This window comes from Ramlibacter paludis, from assembly GCF_022012305.1.
GTDB lineage: Bacteria > Pseudomonadota > Gammaproteobacteria > Burkholderiales > Burkholderiaceae_C > Ramlibacter > Ramlibacter paludis.
The window spans coordinates 662,905-683,517 of the sequence record NZ_JAKLTM010000003.1; the positions used below are offsets into that span (position 1 = coordinate 662,905).

Annotated in this window: 15 protein-coding genes; 5 read left to right on the plus strand and 10 right to left on the minus strand. The window is 69.4% G+C overall.

All coding sequences use genetic code 11. The features are described 5' to 3' along the window. Window positions 1-6: 6 nt before the first annotated feature. From LZ009_RS13405 to scpA, 10 genes are all read right to left on the minus strand, one after another. On the minus strand, window positions 7-912 hold the full coding sequence (locus LZ009_RS13405; protein ID WP_275698433.1) for an efflux RND transporter periplasmic adaptor subunit: 906 nt from the start codon (window positions 910-912) through the stop codon (window positions 7-9). Continuing rightward, a complete protein-coding gene (locus tag LZ009_RS13410) occupies window positions 909-2,831 on the minus strand; it encodes a preprotein translocase subunit SecA (RefSeq protein ID WP_275698434.1) in 1,923 nt (640 codons plus the stop codon). Before LZ009_RS13410 ends, LZ009_RS13405 begins: the two co-directional genes overlap by 4 nt. Beyond that, window positions 2,828-4,987, minus strand: a complete 2,160-nt coding sequence (locus LZ009_RS13415) for a PqqD family protein (protein WP_275698435.1) — start codon at window positions 4,985-4,987, stop codon at window positions 2,828-2,830. Before LZ009_RS13415 ends, LZ009_RS13410 begins: the two co-directional genes overlap by 4 nt. After that, window positions 4,966-6,348 carry a GAF domain-containing protein gene (locus LZ009_RS13420; RefSeq protein WP_275698436.1) on the minus strand — a complete coding sequence of 461 codons (1,383 nt, stop codon included), beginning with the start codon at window positions 6,346-6,348 and terminating at the stop codon, window positions 4,966-4,968. Before LZ009_RS13420 ends, LZ009_RS13415 begins: the two co-directional genes overlap by 22 nt. A gap of 101 nt (window positions 6,349-6,449) precedes the next feature. Next, on the minus strand, window positions 6,450-6,935 hold the full coding sequence (locus LZ009_RS13425) for a VOC family protein (protein WP_275698437.1): 486 nt from the start codon (window positions 6,933-6,935) through the stop codon (window positions 6,450-6,452). After that, window positions 6,932-8,983 (minus strand): acetyl-CoA carboxylase biotin carboxylase subunit, encoded by a 2,052-nt coding sequence (locus LZ009_RS13430; RefSeq protein WP_275698438.1) that lies wholly within the window; start codon window positions 8,981-8,983, stop codon window positions 6,932-6,934. The genes LZ009_RS13425 and LZ009_RS13430 overlap by 4 nt, the downstream gene beginning before the upstream one ends. 13 nt (window positions 8,984-8,996) lie before the next feature. Next, window positions 8,997-10,160, minus strand: coding sequence for a serine hydrolase domain-containing protein (locus LZ009_RS13435; RefSeq protein ID WP_275698439.1), 1,164 nt, complete (start codon window positions 10,158-10,160; stop codon window positions 8,997-8,999). After that, window positions 10,157-11,689 carry an acyl-CoA carboxylase subunit beta gene (locus tag LZ009_RS13440; RefSeq protein WP_275698440.1) on the minus strand — a complete coding sequence of 511 codons (1,533 nt, stop codon included), beginning with the start codon at window positions 11,687-11,689 and terminating at the stop codon, window positions 10,157-10,159. The genes LZ009_RS13435 and LZ009_RS13440 overlap by 4 nt, the downstream gene beginning before the upstream one ends. Next, window positions 11,682-12,701: a methylmalonyl Co-A mutase-associated GTPase MeaB gene (gene meaB / locus LZ009_RS13445; RefSeq protein ID WP_275698441.1), complete on the minus strand. Its 1,020-nt coding sequence runs from the start codon at window positions 12,699-12,701 to the stop codon at window positions 11,682-11,684. The genes LZ009_RS13440 and meaB overlap by 8 nt, the downstream gene beginning before the upstream one ends. A 21-nt stretch (window positions 12,702-12,722) precedes the next feature. Then, window positions 12,723-14,882, minus strand: a complete 2,160-nt coding sequence (gene scpA / locus LZ009_RS13450; protein WP_275698442.1) for a methylmalonyl-CoA mutase — start codon at window positions 14,880-14,882, stop codon at window positions 12,723-12,725. Window positions 14,883-14,977: 95 nt separating this feature from the next. Here scpA and LZ009_RS13455 point away from each other — a divergent pair, with 95 nt between their 5' ends. From LZ009_RS13455 to LZ009_RS13475, 5 genes are all read left to right on the plus strand, one after another. Further along, a complete protein-coding gene (locus tag LZ009_RS13455; RefSeq protein WP_275698443.1) occupies window positions 14,978-16,420 on the plus strand; it encodes a short-chain fatty acyl-CoA regulator family protein in 1,443 nt (480 codons plus the stop codon). A gap of 11 nt (window positions 16,421-16,431) precedes the next feature. Next, window positions 16,432-17,334: a LysR family transcriptional regulator gene (locus LZ009_RS13460; protein WP_275698444.1), complete on the plus strand. Its 903-nt coding sequence runs from the start codon at window positions 16,432-16,434 to the stop codon at window positions 17,332-17,334. A 106-nt stretch (window positions 17,335-17,440) separates the two neighbouring features. Further along, entirely contained in the window at window positions 17,441-18,646 is a 1,206-nt protein-coding gene (locus tag LZ009_RS13465; protein WP_275698445.1) for a CaiB/BaiF CoA transferase family protein, read from the plus strand. Between the two features lie 26 nt (window positions 18,647-18,672). Next, window positions 18,673-19,641 carry a Bug family tripartite tricarboxylate transporter substrate binding protein gene (locus tag LZ009_RS13470; protein ID WP_275698446.1) on the plus strand — a complete coding sequence of 323 codons (969 nt, stop codon included), beginning with the start codon at window positions 18,673-18,675 and terminating at the stop codon, window positions 19,639-19,641. Beyond that, a complete protein-coding gene (locus LZ009_RS13475) occupies window positions 19,638-20,582 on the plus strand; it encodes a hydroxymethylglutaryl-CoA lyase (protein WP_275698447.1) in 945 nt (314 codons plus the stop codon). Before LZ009_RS13470 ends, LZ009_RS13475 begins: the two co-directional genes overlap by 4 nt. Window positions 20,583-20,613 lie beyond the last annotated feature (31 nt).

Below are 20,613 nucleotides of genomic sequence, written 5' to 3' on the forward strand. Positions count from 1 at the left end.
CGGGATTCAGATCCGCGGCTTGACGCGCAGGTCGGGCGACAGCTGCAGCTGCAGCTCGCTGCCGCGGCTGGTGCGCGACACCGGATTGGCGGCCGCGGGCGCCTCGGCGCCGGACAGGTCCGCCTTGCAGCGCAGTCCGGCCGGCAGCGTGTTGCCAGGGTTCGGCAGCGACAACCTGGCGCGGAAGGTGTTGCTCGCGCCCTCGATCACGCGGTCGACCAGGGCCACGGTCGCAAAGCGCGGCTGCGCGCCGGGAAACTCCGGCGTGATGCGCATCGCCACGCCCTTGCGCACCACCGGGTACAGGCTGGCCGGCAGCACCACCTCGACCCGCAGCGGGTCGACCACGGCGACGCGGAACATCGGCTTGTCCTCGACCCGCTCGCCTACGGAGAGGTAGCGGTCGGCGATCACGCCGTTGGCCGGGCTGCGGATGGTGCGCAGGCCCAGTTGCGCGCGCGCCAGTTCGTGTTCGCGGCCGTAGATGTCGCGCTGCTCGCGCGCCTGCATCAGCCGGTTCTCGGCCACCATCGCTTCGGCGCGGGCCTGTTCCAGCGCCTGCGCGCTGATGAAGTCCTGGCGCGCCAGGTCGACCGCGCGCGTGAGCTTCTGGCGCGCGAGTTCCGCGTTGGCTTCGGCGGCCTTGAGTTCGCCCAGGCCCTGCGCGCGTCCCTCGGCCACGTTGACCGACATGCGCTCGACGTCGGCGCGCAGCGTGGCCAGCGGCTGCCCGGCGCGCACGGTGTCGCCGCGTTCGACGTGCACGGTCTCGATCACGCCCACCACCGGGCTGCCGATGTCCGACACGCTGAAAGGCTCGATCAGGCAGCCCAGGGGCTGCGGCGGCGCGGCATGGAGCGCGGGCGCCAGCAGGCAGGCCGCGGACAGCAGCGTTCTACGGATCCAGTTCATCCCAACCCCCAGCGACTGAAATTCAGGTCGCGTTCTTCGTTGTCCGCCAGGCGCGACAAGGCGACGCGCTGCCTGGAACGGGTATTGGCCTCGCACCACTGCGCCGCCCGCAGGCTGGCCCAGGACAGGAAGCGCGGAAACTGCAGGCGCTGCAAGGCCGCGCGCCAGGGCGCGGGCAGCCAGCGCTGCGGCAAGGCGAAGTCCAGCGCCACCATCACCTCGCAGCTGCCCGGCTGGCCCTGGCGGCCGGCGCGGCCCAGGAACTGCCGGTCGATGCGCGGAGAGGCATTCAGCTGGCACAGCACGACGTGCAGGCCGCCCGCCGCCAGCACCCCGGGCGCCAGCGTGATGTGCGAGCCGCGCCCGGCCATGCTGGTGGCCACGGTGAGGCGGCCCGGCTGGCCGGCGGCCGCGATGATCTCGCTCTCCTCGCGGTCCTGGCGCGCGTTCAGCACCACCGGCTGCAGGCCGCGCGCGCGCAGCACGGCGGCCAGCGCCTCCGACTGGCTGACGCTCTCGGTCCCGACCAGCACCGCACGGCCTTCGCCGCACAGGGCCGCGGCGCGCCCGGCCACCGCATCCCACAAGGCGGCGCTGTGGCCGAACACGCGGGTCGCTTTGTGCCGCACCTGGCGCGGCGTGCGCGGCGGCACCCGCACGGTGCCCAGGCCATACACGGTGCGCAACTCGGAGCCCGAGCCGCGCAGCGTGCCGCTGATGCCGGCCAGCCGCAGGTAGCGCACGAAGAAGCGCTGGAAGGTGATCTGCGTGACGGTGGTGTTGCGCTGGGTCGGCGCCACCCCTTCCTTGATCTCCACCAGTTGGTGCAGGCCACGGCTCCAAGCGCGGCCGGGCGAGGTGCGGCCGGTGTTCTCGTCGACCAGCTGCACCTCGCCGTCGCGCACCACGTAGTCGTGGTCGCGCTGCAGCACGCGGCTGGCCGTCACGGCGAGTTCCAGCGTGGCGGCGCGATGCTGCGGATGGCCCAGCAGCGGGTGCGGGTCGGCCGGCCAGGCCTGCAGGTGCATGAGGCCGGCTTCCGTGAGGCGCACGGCGCCCGCTTCACGCTGGTAGTCGCGCCCTTCCTGCAGGCGCAGGGCCAGCATCAGCGCGCGGCGAAAGAAGGCGTTCTCGGCTAGCGCGGGCGCGGCCTGCGACAGCACCAGCGGCACGCGCGCCTCGTCGATCAGCGTGGTGTCGGCTTCGTCGAGGATGGCCATGCAAAGGCCGCGCAACACCGGTTCCTGGCCGCCCGGCGCCTTGTCAGCGCGCAGCCGCCGCTCCAGCGGCGACAGGTCGCCGGGCTGCAGCAGGCTGTCGCGCAGGTAGTCGAAGGCCAGTTCCTTGGCGGTGCAGTAGGTGACGTCGCAGGCGTAGGCCGCACGGCGCTCGGCCATCGGCTGCTCCTGCGCGACGGCGCCGACGGTCAGGCCCAGGCGCGCATAGAACGACCGCAGTTCATCGGCATCGCGCTGCGCCAGGTAGTCGTTGGCGGTCACGACGTGGACCGGCGTGCCGGCCAGGCCGCCGACGGCGGCGGCCAGCGCGATGGCGACCGTCTTGCCCTCGCCGGTGTCCATCTCCACCAGGCGCTGGTCCAGCAAGGCGCGCGCGGCCATCAGCTGCTGCCGGTAGGGCCGCACGCCCATCGTCTGCTCCATCGCGGCGGCGGCGATGCGCAAGGCCTGGCGCAGCCAGGCGTCCTCGCGGTGCGCCTGCGGCACCTGGCGCAGGGCATGCAGCGCCGGCGGCATGGCCAGCGGCACCTGCAGTTCGTTGTGCAGCTCGCGCGCGGTTTCGTCGAGGCCGCGCGGACGCAGGCGGGCCTTGCGCTGCAATTCCGCGATCGGCAGCCGCATCTGCGGATACGGACCCCACACGAGTCCCGGGAACGGCCACGACGCGGCGTGCGCGCTCATGCCTGCCCCGTCGGGTTGAACTGCTTCAGGAACAGCTGGCGCAATTGCGCCAGCCACTGCAGCGCGAGCGGCTGCGGCGGCAGCACCAGCTTGACCCAGGCCCGCCCGCCGATGGTGCTGGCCTGCAGCGCCGGCACTTCGGCGTCGAGCAGGAACACGGGGACGCGCGTGCGGATGCCGGCCGGATCGGCCGGATCGAGCGGGATGCTGCCGCCGAAGCGGTCGCCCAGCGCGGGCGCCGGCAGCTCCAGCGTCGCGCCCGGGGCGGCTTCGGCCAGCCGGCCGGCGTAGGTGGTGGCGGGCGCGTCGGCGAGCCGCACTTCGAGGGCGCGCACGCGGCCGCGCGTGCGCAGGTAGTCGTCTTCCAGCAGCGCGATGCGCACGTGCGCCGGGCCGCCGGTCAGCACGTGGCCCAGCATGGCGCCGCGCTTGACGAAGCTGCCGGGCAGGTCTTGCGGGCGCGACCACACCACTTCGCCCGGCAGGTGCGCCCGCACCTCGAGCTGCCCGAGTTGCTCCTCGACGCGTGCGAGTTCGGCGGCGTTGCGATTCAGGTCCTCCGCCAGTTCGGCGGCGCGCACCGGTTGCGACAGCAAGGCGGCGTATTGCTGCGCGAGCAGGCCGCCGCGCTCCGCCGTGACGCGCTCCTGCGTGGCCACCAGCACCGGATCCTGCAGTTGCACCAGCTGCTCGCCGGCGATCGCCCGCTCGCCCTGCCCCAGCGCCAGCTTCTCGACGAAGCCGGCTGCGCCGGCGCGCAGCTGCGCCTGTTCGGGCGGCCAGACGACGCCCCGGGCCACCACCTGCTGCGGCGCCGGCACCAGCACCAGCAGCACGAGCGCCACGCAGGCGACGGCCGCCGCGGCGCGCAGCGAACGGCGGCGCGCGGAAACATCGCCGCCACCGGCCGTGGCCCAGCGCCACAGCTGCCGGCCGAGCCAGGCAGCCAGCGCGATGGCAGCCACCCATCCCAGCAGCCAGGACTGCTGGCCGATCCAGAACACCAGCGCCAGCAGCAGCACGACGCGGTAGACCGCCGCGGCCGGCGCATAGGCGGCCAGCCACTTGGCTTCACCGCGCGCCAGCAAAGGCGCCGGGCCGGCCGCCGGAACACGGATCCAGGTGCGCCAGCGGCGCGCCCACCAGGCCTGGCTGCGCTGCGCCAGGTTGGGCAGCTGCAAGGCGTCGGTCAAGGCGTAGTAGCCGTCGAAGCGCATCAGCGGATTGGCGTTGAACAGCACGGTGGACAGCGAACAGGTCAGGGCCACCACCAGCGCGATGTCGCGCACCAGGCCCGGGCTCACCGACAGCCACAGCCACAGGGCCAGGCAGGCCAGCGCCACTTCCACCAGGATGCCCGCGGCGCTGACGACCAGGCGGTGGCGCGGGGCGGGAAAAGCGTTGGCCGCGCTTGCATCCACGTACGGCGCCGGCGTCAGGAACATCAGCGACAGGCCCAGCTCGTGGACCTGGCCGCCGTAGCGGCGCACCGCCAGGCCGTGACCCAGTTCGTGCAGCAGCTTGACCAGCGGGTAGCAGAGCCAGGCGATGAAGTAGCTCGAAGGGGTGGCGAACAGGCGCCGGGCGTCGGCTTCGAGTTCGCCGAAATGGGCGCCCGCGGCCAGCAGGGCGAGCAGCACGGCAACCGTCCACGCCAGCAGCACGCCGGGCTGGAACAGCGCCTGCCCGAGCGGCGCCAGCCGGTCCAGCAGTCGCGCCGGATTGGCCAGCGGCATCCGCAGCATCAGCGGATTCATCATGCCGCGGCGGCGCTGCTTGTCGTCCTCGGCGCGGCGCGCGAACAGCAGCGACAGGTGCGGCGCGGCGTCGAAGCGCAACATCCCGCCGCGGAACAACTGGGCCAGCAGCCGCAGCACTTCGTCCTGGGTGGGCGCGTCGGCGCGCTGCTCGCGCAGCTGGCGCTGCCAGAGCTGCTCCACCGCCACGCTGCCGTCGAAGCGCGCCACCAGGCCGTAGGCGGCGGGATTCAGGCGCAGCTGGCGGCCCGAAGCCGGCTCCACCAGCACGTGCCAGACCTGTTCGCGCACCTGTTGCCGCACCACGCGCAGGCCGGCCACCAGGCTGGGACGCAGGCCGGCGACCCGGTGCCAGGAGGCGCTGACCAGCGGCTCGTTCACCACGGCGTGACTTTCCACCACGCCAGCCGCAGCCAGTCGATGCCGCGATGGGCCAGCAGCCAGCCGAGCGGGCGCCAGCCGGCATCGACCTTGGCGACGCCGCTCAGGCCCGGCCGCAGCTGCGGCAGCGCCTCCTGCAGGGCGGCTTCGACCTCGAAGAAGTTGCGGCCTTCGGCGGTGGCGGCCACCGGCACGATGCGCCGGGTGGTGAAGGCCAGCGTGCGATCGGGCTGCGCCGCCAGCGCCAGTTCGCCGCGCTGGCCGGGACGGATCGCGCCGACATCGGCTTCGTCGACTTCCAGGATCAGGCGAAAGCTGTCGTTGGGCGCCAGCACCATCAGCACTTCGCCGCGCTGCACCGGCGCGCCCAGGGTCTGGCTCAGGTCGCCCTTAATCACGATGCCGTCGAAAGGCGCTTCGATGCGCGCGCGCTGCAGCTGCGTTTCCACCAGCGACAGCAGCGCCTGCGCCTCGGCGGCCTTGGCCTGGAAGGCCACCATCTGCGCCCGGTCGGCGCGCGACTGGGCGGCGCGGTAGGCGTTCTCGTGCTGACGCAGTTCGCTCTCGCGGCGGCGCCGCTCCAGCTCCAGGTCCTGCGAATTCAGTTGGGCCAGCACCTGGCCGGCCTGCACGCGGTCGCCCGGCCGGACGTTGGCCTGCTGCAGGAAACCGTCGGTGGCGGCCACCACGGCGCGCTGCACCGAGCCTTCGAGCCGCGCCGGGGCGCTGACGCGCCAGGGCACGGGAATGGCGAGCGCCGCCGCGACGAGCGCGATGGCGCCGGCGATGGCGAGCCGGCGCCGCGAGGGCCGGGCCAGGCGTTCGCGCAGGTCGTGGCGCACGCGCCGGTGCCAGGGCAGCGCCAGTTGCTGCTTGAGGTCGAACACCGGGCCGGCCAGGCGGGACAGGTCGGCCAGCGCGGTCATTTCGGCCGCGGTGAAGGCGGGGGCGGCACGTTCCAGCGTGACGGCGCCCAGGACGCGGGTGCCGTCCACCAAGGGGATGCTGCAGGCCGCGCCGGCGGCGGCCAGCTGGCGGTGCGCGAGGGTGATGTGTTCGGGGCCGGCCGGCCAGGCGACCACCTGCTGCTGGTCGAGCGCCTCCTGCATGGCGTCCAGCAGGGCCGTGGCGCCCGGCTGCCCCGGCTGGAGCTCAGCGGGGTGCGAGCTGCCCGCGAGGCGCAGGACGCCGTCTTCCAGCAACCCGACCGAGGCGCGCGCACAGCCCAGCAGCTCGCACAGCTCGCTGCCGAAGGCGGCCGCCGCCTCGGCCAGTCCCGCACGCCCGAGGGCAGCCGCAACCGGCCGCATGAGCAGGCTGGAAGCGGGCGCAGCCGGCGCTTGCGCAACCGGCAGGGTCGGTGGGCTGGACAGGTCCATGGTTACACTTGGCCACAATTGTCGCCGTCCGCAACCTTACGGACGAGGGCAAATTACCGCCTCGGTGCATCGGCGGCGGCCTGTATCCGCCGGGAGGTAGCTCAGGGTTGCTGCGCGGCCACAGCCGAGAAGGCTTTCACGACCTCGGGGGGCGCCTGGACCAGTTCGAGCAACACGCCCTCCCCGCCGACCGGGAACTCCTCGTTGCCCTTGGGATGGACGAAGCAGATGTCGAAACCGGCCGCTCCCTTGCGGATCCCGCCGGGCGCAAAGCGCAGGCCCTGCGCCGACAGCCACTCCACCGCCTTGGGCAGGTCGTCGATCCAGAGGCCGACGTGGTTCAGCGGCGTGGTGTGCACCGCCGGTTTCTTCTCGGGGTCCAGCGGTTGCATCAGGTCGACTTCGACCTTGAACGGGCCGGTGCCCAGCGCGCAGATGTCCTCGTCGACGTTCTCGCGCTCGCTGACGAAGGTGCCGGTGACCTCCAGGCCGAACAGGTCGACCCAGAGCTTCTGCAGCTTCTTCTTGTCGGGGCCGCCGATGGCGATCTGCTGGATGCCGAGGACTTTGAAGGGACGCTGGCTCATTTCTCGAACTCCACGATCGGCTGGTCCACGGCCAGTGACTCGCCCTTGGCCGCCAGCACCTTGCCGACGATGCCGTCCGCCGCGGCGAACAGCACGTTTTCCATCTTCATCGCTTCGATCACCGCGATGCGCTCGCCCGCCTGCACCTTCTGGCCGGGTTGCACGGCCACATCGACCAGCAGCCCCGGCATCGGCGACAGCAGGAACTTGCTCAGGTCGGGCGGCGCCTTGAAAGGCATCAGCGCGTGCAGTTCGGCGGTGCGCGGCGTCAGCACCATGGCATCGAGCCGGGTGCCGTTGTGGGCGATGCGCATCGCCAGCGGATTGCGCGCCACGCCGCGTTCGACCTGCGCCGCGAAGGCCTTGCCGTCGACGGTGCCGCGGATGCGCGCGCCGCCCAGGTGCCAGTTGCTGCAGATGGCATAACGCTTGCCGTTGGTCTCGACGACGCTGGAGCCGGACTCGGTCTCGTAATCGAGCACCTTCGCTGCCTGCTGGCCGTGCTTGCCCTGCGCATCGAGCTTGACCACCACGTAGTCCTCGCCCACCTTGAACTCGTGGCCGCGCATCTGCCCGCTGATGCCGGCCGAGCGCTGCAGCGCACGCCGGTTGGCCCAGGCCGCCAGCGCCACCAGGAAGTCCGGATCGTCGTGCGGCACGTCTTCGGCCTTGAAGCCGCCGCCGTAGTTCTCGGCGATGAAGCCGGTGTTGAAGTCGCCGGCGACGAACTTCGGATGCGCCAGCAGCGCCGCCTGGAAAGGGATGTTGCTCGAGATGCCGCGGATCACGAAGGCGTTGAGCGCCTCGCGCATCTTGGCGATCGCGTCGCGCCGGTCGGTGCCGTGCACGATCAGCTTGGCGATCATCGAGTCGTAGTACATCGGGATCTCGCCGCCCTCGGTGACGCCGGTGTCGACGCGCACGCCGTGCAGGTGCCCCGTGTCCGAAGCCCACATGCTCGGGCGCGGCGGCTGGAAGCGCACCAGCCGACCGGTGGAAGGCAGGAAGCTGCGGAAGGGATCCTCGGCGTTGATGCGGCACTCGATCGCCCAGCCGTTGCGCTGCACGTCCTTCTGCGCCAGCGGCAGCTTCTCGCCCGCGGCGACGCGGATCATCAGCTCCACCAGGTCCAGGCCGGTGATGCATTCGGTGACCGGGTGCTCCACCTGCAGGCGCGTGTTCATCTCCAGGAAGTAGAAGCTCTGGTCCTTGCCGACCACGAACTCCACCGTGCCCGCGCTCTGGTACTTCACGGCCCTCGCGAGCGCCACGGCCTGCTCGCCCATCGCCTTGCGGGTGGCGTCGCTGATGAAGGGCGACGGCGCTTCTTCGATCACCTTCTGGTGGCGGCGCTGGATGGAGCACTCACGTTCGTTCAGGTAGATCACGTTGCCGTGCGAATCACCGAGCACCTGGATCTCGATGTGGCGCGGCTCCTCGACGAATTTCTCGATGAACACGCGGTCGTCGCCGAAGCTGTTGCGCGCCTCGTTGCGGCAGGAGGTGAAGCCCTCGAAGGCTTCCTTGTCGTTGAAGGCGACGCGCAGGCCCTTGCCGCCGCCGCCGGCGGAGGCCTTGATCATCACCGGGTAGCCGATGTCCTTGGCGATCTGCACCGCCTGTTCGGCCGTTTCGATGGCGTCGTTGTAGCCCGGGATCGTGTTGACCTTCGCCTCTTTCGCGAGCTTCTTCGAGGCGATCTTGTCGCCCATCGCCGCGATCGAATAGTGCTTGGGGCCGATGAAGGTGATGCCCTCTTCTTCCACCCGCCTGGCGAAGCCTTCGTTCTCCGACAGGAAGCCGTAGCCGGGATGGATGGCTTGCGCGCCGGTCTGCTTGGCAGCGGCGATGATCTTGTCGGCCTGCAGGTAGCTTTCGCGCGAAGGCGCAGGGCCGATGTGCACGGCCTCGTCGGCCAGCGCGACGTGGCGGGCTTCGCGGTCGGCGTCCGAGTAGACGGCGACGGTGGCAATGCCCATCTTCTTCGCGGTGGCGATGACGCGGCAGGCGATTTCGCCGCGGTTGGCGATCAGGATCTTGGTGAACATGATTGTCCTATTTTCAGAATCTGCGCGGATCGTCTTGGTTTTCCTGGGGCACCCGGATCACCCCCCTGAACCCCGCCTTGGCGAGAGCGTCCAGCCGTATATCCGTCTTCGAATCGGGGGCGTCCACGCCCTTTGCCACGGAATCGGCAAGCGCCTTGATAACGAGAGGCATAACCGTCGACTCTTCCCTCCCCGGCAAACTCGCCACGACCACCACGACGGCATCATGTTCCGGGAAGACGTAAATACGCTGTCCCTTGAACCCATTGGCAAAGAAGTAACGTGTACCGCCGGCATTCGCGTGACTCCCGATCCACCAGTGCAAGCCGTATGCCGCGTTGGGGCCGGCGGTCCAGGCGGCATCCAGATACTCGGACGCGAAAATCCGATGGCCGTTCCATTCACCCTTCTGGAGGTAAAGCTGCCCCAGCTTGGCCATATCCATAGGCCTAAGGCGCAGGCCCCATCCCCCTGGATAGCGGCCAGCGCGATCCTTGAATGACCAAGCGACGTTGCTCATTCCCATCGGCTCGAAAAGCGTCCTTCGCGCAAAGGCGAGGAGGTCAGTCTCGGCCGCGGCAGCAACAACCGCACCCGTAATGGAAACATCCCCATCCGAATACAAGAAGCGCGTACCAGGGGCGACTTGTTGCTCCGGCGACAGGGCAAAGGCAAGACGGTCTTCGCGCGTGTCATAAATGGGATTGTTGACAGGGTCGTGCTGGTAGGCCAGCCCGGACGACATCTGCATCACATTTCGCAAAGTGAGGCGCTGTGCGTTTTGCCAGCCTTGCTCGGCAAGCCGATCTGGCTTGGCCACCACCTCGGACACGCGCGTGTCTAGCGACCGCAGCTTGCCTTGATACAGCAGTGCGCCCACGAGAGTCGATGTCACTGACTTCGTCACCGAATACACTGAGTGGTTATGTTCGCGGTTGAGCCCGTCTTTGTACCGCTCGAATACGACCTTGCATCCGCGCACCACGAGCAGCGCCCGGACTTCGTGGCGTCCGGCGTCCAGGGCCTCTACAGCAGCAGCCCACGCCTCGGAAGAGAGCCCAACTTCAGACGGAGCTGCTGTCGCCAGGTCACGGCCGACCCTATCCATACAGGCCGCGCCGGCATCCGCCACGGTCAGCAGAGCCAATAGCCACACCGCCGAAGTGCGCACCTTCATAGCGGGATGTTCCCGTGCTTGCGCCACGGGTTCTCGAGTTTCTTGTCGCGCAGCATCACCAGCGAGCGGCAGATGCGCTTGCGGGTTTCGTGCGGCAGGATCACGTCGTCGATGAAGCCGCGGGCGCCCGCCACGAAGGGGTTGGCGAAGCGCGCCTTGTATTCGGCTTCGCGCGCCGCGAGCTTGGCCGGGTCGCCCTTGTCCTCGCGGAAGATGATCTCCACCGCGCCCTTGGCGCCCATCACGGCGATCTCGGCGTTGGGCCAGGCGAAATTGACGTCGCCGCGCAGGTGCTTGGAGCTCATCACGTCGTAGGCGCCACCATAGGCCTTGCGCGTGATGACGGTGATCTTCGGCACGGTGCACTCGGCATAGGCGTAGAGCAGCTTGGCGCCGTGCTTGATGATGCCGCCGTACTCCTGGGAGGTGCCGGGCATGAAGCCGGGCACGTCGACGAAGGTCACCACGGGGATGTTGAAGGCGTCGCAGAAGCGCACGAAGCGCGCGGCCTTGATGCTGCTCTTGATGTCCAGGCAGCCGGCCAGCACCAGCGGATTGTTGGCGACGATGCCCACCGTCTGGCCTTCCATGCGGCCGAAGCCGATGACGATGTTCTTGGCGTAGTCCGGCTGCAGTTCGAAGAAGTCGCCGTCGTCCACCGTCTTGGCGATCAGCTCCTTCATGTCGTAGGGCTTGTTCGGGTTGTCCGGCACCAGCGTGTCGAGCGAGAAGTCCATGCGGTCGGCCGGATCGTGGCTCGGGCGCACCGGCGGCTTCTCGCGGTTGTTCAGCGGCAGGTAGTTGTACAGGCGGCGCAGCATGATCAGCGCCTCGACGTCGTTCTCGAAGGACAGGTCGGCCACGCCGCTCTTGGTGGTGTGGGTGGTGGCGCCGCCCAGCTCCTCGGCGCTCACCTCCTCGTGCGTCACCGTCTTCACCACCTCGGGGCCGGTGACGAACATGTACGAGCTGTCCTTCACCATGAAGATGAAGTCGGTCATGGCCGGCGAATACACGGCGCCGCCGGCGCACGGGCCCATGATCATGCTGATCTGCGGCACGACGCCCGAGGCCATCACGTTGCGCTGGAACACGTCGGCATAGCCGCCCAGCGAGGCCACGCCTTCCTGGATGCGGGCGCCGCCCGAGTCGTTCAGCCCGATCACCGGCGCGCCGACCTTCATCGCCTGGTCCATCACCTTGCAGATCTTCTCGGCATGCGCCTCCGACAGCGCGCCGCCGAAGACGGTGAAGTCCTGGCTGAAGACGAACACCAGGCGGCCGTTGATCATCCCGTAGCCGGTGACCACGCCGTCGCCGGGGATCTTGTTGTCGGCCATGCCGAAGTCGGTGGAGCGGTGCTCCACGAACATGTCCCACTCCTCGAAAGTGCCTTCGTCGAGCAGCAGCTCGAGCCTTTCGCGGGCGGTCAGCTTGCCCTTCTTGTGTTGCGCGGCAATGCGCTTCTCGCCGCCGCCCAGGCGGGCGGCCGCGCGCTTGCGCTCCAGTTGCTCGAGGATGTCATGCATTCTTGGCTTCTCCGTTCACTTGCATGGCGGCCAGCAGTTGGCGGGCCGCCGTCGAGGCCGCCAGGCGGCCGTGTTCCACTTCCTGGGTCAATCGGGGCAGCAGAGCCTTCACCTCGGGCGCCTGCCGGAAGGCCTGCCTGAGGCCGCTCTCGATGCGCTCCCACATCCAGTCGCGCGCCTGGTGGCTGCGGCGCTTCTCCAGCCGGCCGCTGGCCTGCTGCAGCTGGCGGAATCGCTCCACCGTGGACCAGAACTTGTCGAGGCCCTGCGCCTTCAGTGCGCTCAGTTGCAGCACCTCGGGGTGCCACAGCTTGTCGTCGTGGTGGGCATGGTCGGGATGGCCGTGCTGGCCCAGGATGCGCAAGGCGCTGGTGATCTGCGCCTGCGCGCGGGTCGCGGCATCGCCGTCGAGGTCGGCCTTGTTGATGACGACCAGGTCCGCCAGCTCCATCACGCCCTTCTTGATCGCCTGCAGGTCGTCGCCGGCGTTGGGCAGCTGCAGCAGCACGAACATGTCGGTCATGCCGGCCACCGCGATCTCGCTCTGGCCGACGCCGACCGTTTCGACGATCACGATGTCGTAGCCGGCGGCTTCGCACACCAGCATCGACTCACGCGTCTTCGCGGCGACGCCGCCCAGCGTCCCGCTCGCGGGGCTGGGCCGGATGTAGGCCTGCGGATGCACGGACAGGTGTTCCATCCGCGTCTTGTCGCCGAGGATGGAACCCCCGGAGACCGAGGACGACGGGTCGATCGCCAGCACGGCGACGCGGTGGCCTTGCGCGATCAGGTGCAGTCCCAGCGCCTCGATGAAGGTGCTCTTGCCGACGCCGGGCACGCCCGAGATGCCGAGTCGGAAGCTCTTGCCGGTGTGGGGCAGCAGCTGCGTCAGCAAGGCGTCGGCCTGCGTGCGGTGGTCGGCGCGGGTCGACTCCAGCAGCGTGATGGCCTTCGCGATGGCGCGGCGTTGCGCCGCGCCCTGGCTGCCGGTGATGGCCGCGAGAAGATTCATGAAATTGGGTTCTGACCCCAATTAATGAGCGGCGATCGCGCGGCGGATCTGCTCCAGCACGTCCTTCGCACTGGCCGGGATCGGGGTGCCGGGGCCATAGATGCCCTTGACGCCGGCGTTGTAGAGGAACTCGTAGTCCTGCTGCGGGATGACGCCGCCGACGAACACGATGATGTCGTCGGCGCCCTGCTTTTCCAGCTCCGCGATGATCGCCGGGACCAAGGTCTTGTGGCCGGCGGCCAGCGTGCTGATGCCGACGGCGTGCACGTCGTTCTCGATGGCCTGGCGCGCGCATTCTTCCGGGGTCTGGAACAGCGGGCCCATGTCGACGTCGAAGCCGAGGTCGGCATAGGCGGTGGCCACCACCTTGGCGCCGCGGTCGTGGCCGTCCTGGCCCAGCTTGGCGACCATCACGCGCGGGCGCCGGCCCTGCTCCTCGGCGAATTGCGCGATCTCCGACTTCAGTTTTTCCCAGCCCTCGGCCGAGTCATAGGCAGCTGCATACACACCGGTCACCTTTTGCGTATCGGCGCGGTGGCGCCCGAACACTTTCTCGAGCGCATCGCTCACCTCGCCCACCGTCGCACGCAAGCGGATCGCCTGGATGCTCAGTTCCAGCAGGTTGCCCTGGCCCGTGCGGGCCGCCGTGGTCAGGGCCTCCAGCGCGGCATGCACCTTGGCGCCGTCGCGCGTGGCCTTGATCTTCGCCAGGCGCGCGATCTGCTGCTCGCGCACCATCACGTTGTCGACTTCGCGGATCTCGACCGCGTCTTCCTTGGCCAGCTTGTACTTGTTGACGCCGACGATCACGTCGCGGCCGCTGTCGATGCGCGCCTGCTTCTCGGCGGCGGCCGCTTCGATCTTCAGCTTGGCCCAGCCCGAGTCGACGGCCCTGGTCATGCCGCCCAGCGCTTCCACTTCCTCGATGATCTTCCAGGCCGCGTCGGCCATGTCCTGGGTCAGCTTCTCCATCATGTAGCTGCCGGCCCAGGGGTCGATCACGTTGGTGATGTGGGTCTCTTCCTGGATGATCAGCTGCGTGTTGCGGGCAATGCGCGCCGAGAACTCGGTCGGCAGCGCGATGGCCTCGTCGAAGCTGTTGGTGTGCAGCGATTGCGTGCCGCCGAACACCGCCGCCATCGCCTCGATGGTCGTGCGCACCACGTTGTTGTACGGGTCCTGCTCCGTGAGCGACCAGCCCGAGGTCTGGCAGTGCGTGCGCAGCATCAGGCTCTTGGGATTCCTGGCGTTGAAGCCGCTCATGATGCGGTGCCACAGCAGGCGCGCCGCGCGCATCTTGGCGATCTCGAGATAGAAGTTCATCCCGATCGCCCAGAAGAACGACAGCCGCCCGGCGAACTCGTCGACGTCCAGGCCCTTGGCCAGCGCCGTCTTCACGTACTCCTTGCCATCGGCCAGCGTGAAGGCCAGTTCCAGCGCCTGGTTGGCGCCGGCTTCCTGCATGTGGTAGCCGGAGATCGAGATCGAGTTGAACTTCGGCATGTTCCTTGCCGTGTACTCGATGATGTCGCCCACGATCCGCATGGAGGGTTCCGGCGGATAGATGTAGGTGTTGCGGACCATGAACTCCTTGAGGATGTCGTTCTGGATGGTTCCGCTCAGCTGGTCCTGCTTCACGCCCTGCTCTTCGGCCGCCACCACGTAGCCGGCCAGCACGGGCAGCACCGCGCCGTTCATGGTCATGGAGACCGAGACCTTGTCGAGCGGAATGCCGTCGAACAGGATCTTCATGTCCTCCACCGAATCGATCGCCACGCCGGCCTTGCCGACGTCGCCCGTCACGCGCGGATGGTCGCTGTCGTAGCCGCGGTGCGTGGCCAGGTCGAAGGCCACGCTCACGCCCTGCCCGCCGGCGGCCAGGCCCTTGCGATAGAAGGCGTTGGATTCTTCGGCCGTCGAGAAGCCGGCGTACTGGCGGATGGTCCAGGGCCGCGCCGCGTACATGGTGGCTTGCGGGCCGCGCAGGAAGGGCGCGAAACCGGGCAGCGTGTCCGCATGCGGCAGCCCTTGCAGGTCGGCCGCCGTGTACAGCGGCTTCACCGTGATGCCGTCGGGCGTCACCCAGTTCAGGGCGGCGGGGTCGCCGCCGGGCGCGGACTTCGCCGCCGCCTTGTTCCACAGGTCCAGGTCCGTTGCCTTGTTCATGGTCGGTTCGCTCATAACATCGCAATCTTCGCAAAACCCGGCCGGCAAGACAACGGCTAAACTAGAGCTGGAGCCCGATTTGGCTCTGTTAATTTGCGAAGCTTGCGAAGATGACCAAAGCCTTCATGGGCGTGCGGCTCAAGACCTTCCGCGAACAGCAGCGGCTGACGCAGGCCGCCCTGGCCGCCTCGCTGAAGATCTCGCCCAGCTACCTGAACCAGATCGAGAACGACCAGCGGCCGCTGACGGTGCCGGTGCTGCTGCGGCTGCAGTCGGCGCACGGCATCGACCTGCAGCTGTTCTCCGAGGACGAAAGCGCCCGCCGGCTGAGCGAGATCCAGGCCGTGTTCGCGGATCCGCGCGAGACCGACGCGGTGCCGCAAGCCGAAGCGAAGGTGGTCGCCTCGCAGCTGCCTTCGGTGGCCAAGGTGCTGCTGCACCTGCACAAGCGCGCCCGGGCGGCGGAAGACAGGCTGTCGTCCATCGCGGCCGACTCCGATGGCGACCGCGCCGAGGGCGAACCCGGCCTGCCGCTGCAGCCCTTCGAGGAAGTGCGCGAGTTCTTCTACGCGCGCCACCACTACATGGCCATGCTCGACGAGCGCGCCGAGCAGCTCTACGAGACGGTGATCGCGTCCGCCTCCGACGTCCCCGTGACCGAGCTGCTGGCGCGCCTGCGCGAACGGCTGCAGATGCAGCACGGCATCGCGGTGCGCGAGAGCGCCGCCAACCGCACCTTCGACCAGGCGCTGCGCAGCTACGACGCCGCCACCAAGACCATCGCGCTGGCCACCGACATGGATCCGGGCCAGCAGGCTTTCCAGCTCGGCGTGCAGCTGGCCTTCCTGGAAGCCGGCCCGCTGATCGACTCGTTCACGACGGCCGACGCCTTCACCACCTCGCAGGCCCGCAAGCTCGCCCGCCTGGGCTTCGCCAACCATTTCGCCGGCGCGCTGGTGCTGCCGAACCGGCGTTTCCAGGATGCGGCCGAGGCGCTGCGTTACGACCTGGAGCTGCTGAGCGACCGTTTCGGCGTGGGCGTGGAGACCATCGGCCATCGCCTGTCGACCATGCACCATGCGCCGGGCCGCGGCATTCCCTTCTTCTTCGTGCGGGTCGACCGCGCCGGCAACGTGTCCAAGCGCCAGTCCACCGGCGACTTCCACTTCTCGCGCCACGGCGGCACCTGCCCGCTCTGGAACGTCTACGAAGCCTTCTCGCAGCCGGGCAAGATCCTCACCCAGCTCTCGCGCATGCCGGACGGCCGCACCTACCTGTGGATCGCGCGCACGGTGGAGCACAGGCGCGGCGGCTACGGCTCGCCCAACCGCATCTTCGCGGTGGCGCTCGGCTGCGACGCACGCTATGCCGAACGGCTGGTGTACGCCAAGGGCGTGAACCTGGTCGACCCGGACGCGGCCACGCTGATCGGCGCCGGCTGCAAGGTCTGCGACCGCGCCGACTGCGCGCAGCGCGCTTTCCCGCCCCTGGGCCGGACGCTGCAGATCGACGAGAACCAGCGCGGCTTCGCGCCCTACGCCGCCGGCATGTGAAGGGAAGCTTGGTGCGCGACTTCGACCCGGTTTCGATCCGCCTCTTCCTCGCCACGCTGGAGGAAGGCAGCATCGCCAAGGCCGCGGCGCGCGAGAACATCGTGCCCTCGGCGGTGAGCAAGCGCATCTCCGAGCTCGAGTCGCAGCTGCGCGTGCCGCTGCTCGAACGCGGCGCCAAGGGGGCGCAGGCAACGCCCGCCGGCCTGGCCCTTGCCCACCATGCACGCCACCTGCTGCAAACCATGGACCGCATGCAGCGCGAGATGGCCGGCTACGTGGAAGGCGTGCGCGGCGTGATCAAGGTGCTGGCGAGCGTGACTTCGCTCTCCGGCGAACTGCCTTTGGACATCCTGCGCTTCCGCGCCGACCGCCCGCAGATCGAGGTGGACCTGGAGGAACGGGTCACGCCGGCGATCTACCGCGGCGTGCGCGAAGGCCTGGCGGACGTCGGCGTGGCTTCCGAGTTCGCCAGCCACGAAGGCCTGCAGGTCTTTCCCTATCGCCGCTACGCGCTGGCCGCCGTGCTCCCGTCCGGCCACCCGCGCGCGCAGGCCCGCAGCGTGGCCTACGCCGAACTGCTGGACGACGACCTGGTGGAGCTGGGCCGCGACAGCGGCATCACCCAGGTGTTCGACGAGGCCGCGCGCGAGGCCCGGGCCTCGCGGACGGTACGCGCGCGCGTGAGTTCCTTCGAGACGATCTGCACGCTGGTCGGGCGCGGAATGGGCGTCGGCGTGGTACCGCTCTACCTGAAAGCCAGCAAGGAAAGCGCGCTGGACGTGCGCTTCGTGCCGCTGTCGGACGCCTGGGCGCAGCCGCGCAGCTTCATCGCCGTGCGCGACCTCGACGCCCTGCCGCTGGCGGCGCAGGCCTTCGTGGCCCATCTGCGGGCCAGCTCCGTCGCGATCGACTAGCGGAGCCCGGGGGGTCTCCAAACGAGAAAGCCCCGGTTCCCAAGCATCGCTTGGCGGGACTGCCGGCCGGGTGCAACATGCACGCTCCGCGCCGCAACGAGACCGCATGACCGACTCCTCCGCCTACCTTCCCGACGATTCCCTGCCGCTGCGCGGCACCAAGGTGCTGGAGCTTTCGCACATGATCATGGGGCCGGCCGGCGGCCTGGTCCTGGCCGACCTCGGCGCCGAAGTGATCAAGGTGGAGCCCCTGGACGGCGACCGCACCCGGCGCCTCAAGGGCTCGGGCATCGGCTACTTTCCCGTCTTCAGCCGCAACAAGCAGAGCCTGGCGGTCGACCTGAAATCCGCAGAGGGCCAGGAGCTGGTGCGCCGGCTGGCGGCCGGCTGCGACATGCTGGTGGAGAACTTCCGCGACGACAGCCTCGTGCAGTACGGCCTGGACTACCCCACGCTCAGCGCCACCAATCCCCGCCTCATCTACGTGTCGCTCAAGGGCTTCCTGTCCGGCCCCTACAAGCAGCGCACCGCGCTCGACGAAGTGGTGCAGATGATGGGCGGCATGGCCTACATCAACGGCGGCACCGGGGCGCCGCAGCGCGTCGCGCCCTCGGTCAACGACATCCTGGGCGGCACCTTCGGCGTGGTGGGCGCGCTGGCCGCGCTGCACGACCGCGCCCGCACCGGCCGCGGCCGCCACGTGCGCGCGGGTTTGTTCGAGAACAACCTGCTGCTGGTGGCGCAGTTCATCGCCCAGTACCAGCTGACCGGCACCGCGCCCATCCCCATGGGCGACAAGCGCACGCCGCCCTGGGGCGTGTACGACATCTTCGACACGCAGGACGGCCGCGTCTTCGTGGCGGTGGTGAGCGACGCCAACTGGCAGACCTTCTGCCGCGACTTCCTGCCGCCCTCCTTCGGCGCCGACGACCGGCTTAGAACCGCGATCCAGCGCGAAGCAGCGCGCCCCTGGCTGGTCCCGGCCGTCGCCGAAGTGCTCAAGGCGTGGAAGACCGGCGAACTCTGCGCCGCGCTGGAAGCAGCCGGCCTGTCCTACGGCCCGATCCGCCAGCCGCACGACCTGCTGGATGATCCGCACCTGCGCCAGGGCGGCGCCCTGCTGCCCACCACCATGCCCGACGGCCAGCAGGTGCAGGCCGCGGCGCTGCCGATCGAGTTCGATGGGCAGAAGGTGGGCAAGCGCCTGGACCCGCAGCCGGTGGGGGCGCAGAGCCGCCAGATCCTGCGCGGCCTGGGCCTGGACGAAACGCGCATCGAGGCTCTGGTGCGCCAAGGCGTGGTGGCCGGCTGAACAGAGACAACACAGGAGACAAAACCATGAACCGTCGCGACTTCAACCTTCTCGCCCTGGCCGCCGGCAGCCTGTACGGCCTGCCGTCCCTCGCGCAGGAATATCCGGGCAAGGCGATCCGCCTGATCATCCCTTCCACGCCGGGCGGCGGCACCGACTTCACCGGCCGCCAGATCGCCACCAAGCTGGCCGAGATCAACGGCTGGAACGTGGTGCCGGACAACCGGCCCGGCGCCGGCACCGCGCTCGGGCTGGCCGAAGCCGCGCGCGCCAAACCGGACGGCTATGAACTCGTGATCGCGCAGTCGGACAACGTCTCGCTGATCCCGCTGCTGATGAAGGTGGCCTACGACCCGATCAAGGACCTGACGCCGATCGCCCTGTGCGCGGTCACGCCGCTGATCATCCTGGTCAACGAAAACTCGCCATACAAGACGCTGCCCGACCTGCTGAAAGCGGCCAAGGCGCAGCCCGGCAAGCTCACCTTCGGCACCTCGGGCACCGGCGGCGGCGTGCACGTCGCCATGGAACTGCTGCAGCTGACCGCGGGCGTGAAGATGCAGCACGTGCCGTACAAGGGCTCGAGCCCGGCGCTGGCCGACCTCATGGGCGGCCACCTGGACTTCGCCGGTTCCTCGATCTCGTCGGCCGCCGGCATGATCCATTCCGGCAAGGTGCGCGCGCTGGCCGTGACTTCCGCGAAACGCAACGCCAGCCTGCCGAACGTGCCGGCCGTCGCGGAGTTCGGCTACAAGGACTTCAACGCCATCAGCTTCTACGGCGTGATGGGTCCGGCCGGCATTCCGGCGCCCATCGTCGCGCGCCTCAACGCCGACATCAACAAGATCCTGCAGCGCCCCGAAGTGAAAGCCGCGTTCCAGGCACAGGGCTTCGACGCCGGCGGCGGCACGCCGGAGGAATTCGCCGCGCTGATCCGCGCCGACATCCAGAAGTCGCGCGAAGTCATCACCACCGCCGGGATCAAGGTCGAATGAGCGCCGCCCGCGACACCGTCACCGTCTGCGAGGTCGGCCCGCGCGACGGCCTGCAGATGGCACAGGGCCGCATGGCCACGGACGTCAAGCTGCGCTGGATCCGCCAGCTGGCGGACGCCGGGCTGCGCGAGATCGAGGTCGGCAGCTTCGTGTCGCCGCGGATGATCCCGCAGATGGCGGACACCGGCGAGGTGGTGCGCGGCGTGCTCGCCATCGACGGACTCACCGTCTGCGCGCTGGCCTGCAACCTGAAGGGCGCGATCGCGGCGCACGATGCGGGAGCGCACGTCGTGGCGATCCCGGTCTCGGTGAGCGACACCCACAGCCGCGCCAACGTGAACAAGGGCACCGACGACCAGGTGGAGATGGTGCGCGGCATCGTCGACTGGGTGCGCGCGCAGGCGCGGCCCATGCGCATCGACGTCGCGGCCGCGACGGCCTTCGGCTGCTCGATGGAAGGCGATGTGCCGCGGCAACGCGTGGCCCAGGTGGCCACCGCGCTGGCCGCCACCGGCGTCGACCGCATCGCGCTGGCCGACACGGTGGGCTACGCGCATCCGGCGCTGGTGCGCGACACGGTGCGCGAGGTGCAGGACGCGATCGGCGCGCGGCTGACCAAATTGCACCTGCACGACACCATGGGCCTCGGCCTGGCGAACGCGCTGGCGGGGCTGGAGCTGGGCATCCGCGAATTCGATTCCTGCCTGGGGGGATTGGGCGGCTGCCCCTTCGCGCCCGGCGCCTCCGGCAACATCGTGACCGAGGACCTGGTGTTCATGCTGGAAAGCATGGGCCTCGCGACCGGCGTGGACCTGCAGCGGCTGATCGCGGCGCGCGGGCTGCTGCACGAGTCGCTGCCGGACGAGCCCTTGCGCAGCGGCGTGGCCGCGGCGGGGATTCCGCGGACGTTTCGGTCGAACGCGCCCGTACGCGGACTGTAGTCCCACTGGACAATACGCTCGCCCGCTGGAC